Below are 2,849 nucleotides of genomic sequence, written 5' to 3'. Positions count from 1 at the left end.
GTACGCATCCGATAGAGGCCGCGGATTGAGAGCTATCGGAGCGGGGCTGGTGCGTCAGTCCTTGTCGAGGAAGGCCTCGAAACCTTCTTCGGCCAGCGCGCTTTGGAAGGCTGCATCAGCGTCGCGATCGGTTTCGAACTGGTCGTCCCAGACGATCGAGGTGTTGTGATCGTTGACCACTTCGAGAGACCACCCTCGCTCAGTTGCTAGACGGACGATGTGAACCTCCAGTCGCCTGCCACCTCGCTCGATCGACCGGTTCAGCGAAGATTCGATCAGTTCGGGTTCGGGTTGGGGATCAGTCATCAGGCAGCCTCTTGCACGAGCGGCGTTTTACGAAGGCGGATCCATTCCCAAGGCAGCAGCTCGTGAAGCCGGGACTGCGGCAGATCAGCGATGCGGACAAGGACGTCGGTAAGCCACGCGAGCGGATCGACGCCGTTGAGCCTGGCGGTGCCGATCAGGCTGTACATCATCGCAGCGCGCTCACCGCCGCGATCCGAGCCGACAAACAACCAGGCTTTCCTGCCGCGCGCTACGCTGCGCAGCTCTCGCTCGGCCGCGTTATTCGTCAGGCAGATCCGACCGTCCGCGAGGAATGTCGTGAACCCCACCCAGTCGTTGAGCAGATAGGCGATCGCTTTGGCGACGGCATCGTGACGCGACAGAATGCCGCGCTTTTCCCGCATCCAGGTTTCCAGTGCTTGGATCAGGGGTGCGACGCGTTCCTGGCGCACGCTCAGGCGCTCGCCGGCGGTCAGCCCGTTGATCTCTCGCTCGATCGCGAAGATCTGGTCTATCCATTCCAGTGCCTCCTTCGCCAACGGCGAGACGAGCGGCACGCCGCCCTTCTGGCGCTTGAGTTGACGCGCCACATCGGCCAGCTCGAAGAACTGCCGGCGGGCGTGAGCCCAGCAGTTCGCCCGCGTCATCGGTTTGTCAGCCCAGCCATCGCGGAACATGTCGTTGAAGCCGGCATAGCGGTCGACCTGCAGAATACCGGTATAGCCAGCGAGATGGCCGCGGGGATGTTCGCCTTTCCGGGTCCGCGAGTAATAGCACAGCACTGCCGGCGGTGCTGGACCGCCGAACGGGCGGTCGTCGCGCACGTAATCCCAGATCCGCGCGACGTCAGTCTTGTACTTCGCCAGCCGCGGGACGGTGGTGTCATCGCCGTGGAGACGCTCGGCCGCCAGGACGTGCGCTTCAATTAGCAGGAACAAGGGCCTGGCAGCTACGCTCACTGCGCCGATCTGATCTGCGAGCGTCGACAGGCTCAAGGAGATGCCCTCGCTCTCGAGGCGATCGCGCTGACTGTTGAGCGGCTGGTGCAGACCATATTTCTGAAAGACCAAACTGGCCAGAAAGTGCGGCCCGAACATGCCCCTCGGGGTGACGTGGAACGGCGCCGGTGGCTGGCTGATCTTCTCGCACTGACGGCAAGAGACCTTTTCCCGTACGGTCTGAATTACCTTGTGGCGGGCGGGCACCTTTTCGAGTGTCTCGGTAATATCGGCCGGAAGATGGCTGAGGTCGGCCGACCCGCAGCAAGGGCACAGCTCCGGCGCCGAGATGACGACCTGTTCACGCGGCAAGCCTGGATCGAAGTCGCGGCGGGTGGACCTTACGCGGGTGAACGCGGTTACAGTCGTCGCTTTGGCGGCAGCTATTGCGCCCAAGCCCTCCGCCTCGGTGGCGTCCGCCTCGAGCTCCTCGAACGTCAGTTCCAACTGGTCGATCAGCCGACGGCTGCGTTCCGAACTGGCGCCGTATTTGTCGCGCCGCATCTTCTCGTTCATCAACTCGAGATGAGCATTGCGGGCTAGCAGATCGGCATTGATAGCTCTGACCCGCACCGTTTCGGCTTCGGCATTGAGTGCGTTCGCCTGGGCCTTTTCCGCGAGATCACGAGCCACCGACAGTTCGGTGCGAAGCTGCAAAAGCTCGTCGGAGGCATCGCTCGAAAGCATGCCAGATTATACCAGAACACCCTTGAGGAACCTATGGTTTTTGGCGGATTTCAGCCGCTTTTCTCATCCTGACTGCCGCTGGAGGTAGTCACCCAACCCGGGTCGGACGCCACGTTTCCTGCGGATTGCGCCAGTCGATACCTTCGAGCAGGCACGCCATCGCCGAGCCCGAGATCGCGACCGTGCCGTCCTTAGCAGCCGGCCACACGAAGCGCCCGCGCTCCAGCCGCTTGGCGTACAGCGACATGCCCAGCCCGTCATGCCACAGGATCTTACACAGTGACCCGCTTTTCCCGCGGAACACGTACAGGTCGCCGGCATGGACGTCCTTGTTCAGCGCTTGTTGAACCTGCAATGCGAGCGAACGCATGCCACGCCGCATGTCCGTGTGACCCAACGCCAGCCAAACTTTTGCGCCGTTCGGGACAGGTATCATCGGATCACGGACTTGAGCACTGCGACCACCTGATCGGACGACGCTGATGCGAAGACGCTCACGCGTCCGCCCCGCGCCAGATCAACGACGATGGTCGGCTGCACGGTCGGCAATTCGACAGGGCAATCATCAACGACCACCGCTTCGGCAAAGCCGGCGACCGCAGTCGGCGCATCTGACCGTCGGCGAAACTTGCGGCGCCAGGTATAGATCAACCCCGTCGAGACATCGTGCCGCCGAGCGACCTGCGCAACAAACGCGCCCGGTGCAAAGGCCTCCGCCAGGATTTGCATCCGTTCCTCATCGCTCCACCGGCGACGGCGCTCAGGCCCGCCAAAAACCGTGATCTGACCCACAACACCTACTCCTAAGCGTACTCTTCAGAGCGCGCTTAAGACCGGTCCTTCGCCTGACCGGCAAGGCGGCCGCTACCGGAGGCGTAC

The 2,849-nt window shown here is 62.7% G+C and carries 4 protein-coding genes; all 4 read right to left on the bottom strand.

Annotation, left to right across the window (positions count from 1 at the left end; translation table 11 throughout):
* Positions 1–54 precede the first annotated feature (54 nt).
* A complete protein-coding gene (locus tag U1708_RS20530; RefSeq protein WP_307089743.1) occupies positions 55–306 on the bottom strand; it encodes a hypothetical protein in 252 nt (83 codons plus the stop codon).
* On the bottom strand, positions 306–1,970 hold the full coding sequence (gene tnpC / locus U1708_RS20525; protein WP_332748137.1) for an IS66 family transposase: 1,665 nt from the start codon (positions 1,968–1,970) through the stop codon (positions 306–308). Before tnpC ends, U1708_RS20530 begins: the two co-directional genes overlap by 1 nt.
* An 88-nt stretch (positions 1,971–2,058) precedes the next feature.
* Complete coding sequence (gene tnpB, locus U1708_RS20520) at positions 2,059–2,406, bottom strand: IS66 family insertion sequence element accessory protein TnpB (RefSeq protein ID WP_332748004.1); 348 nt, start codon at positions 2,404–2,406, stop codon at positions 2,059–2,061.
* A complete protein-coding gene (tnpA, locus tag U1708_RS20515) occupies positions 2,403–2,762 on the bottom strand; it encodes an IS66-like element accessory protein TnpA (protein ID WP_332748136.1) in 360 nt (119 codons plus the stop codon). Before tnpA ends, tnpB begins: the two co-directional genes overlap by 4 nt.
* Between the last annotated feature and the right edge of the window lie 87 nt (positions 2,763–2,849).

The organism is Sphingomonas arabinosi, assembly GCF_036663715.1.
Taxonomy (GTDB): Bacteria; Pseudomonadota; Alphaproteobacteria; order Sphingomonadales; family Sphingomonadaceae; genus Sphingomonas.
Note: the sequence above shows the minus strand (reverse complement) of the source record. Positions and strands in the feature narration are given on the sequence as shown.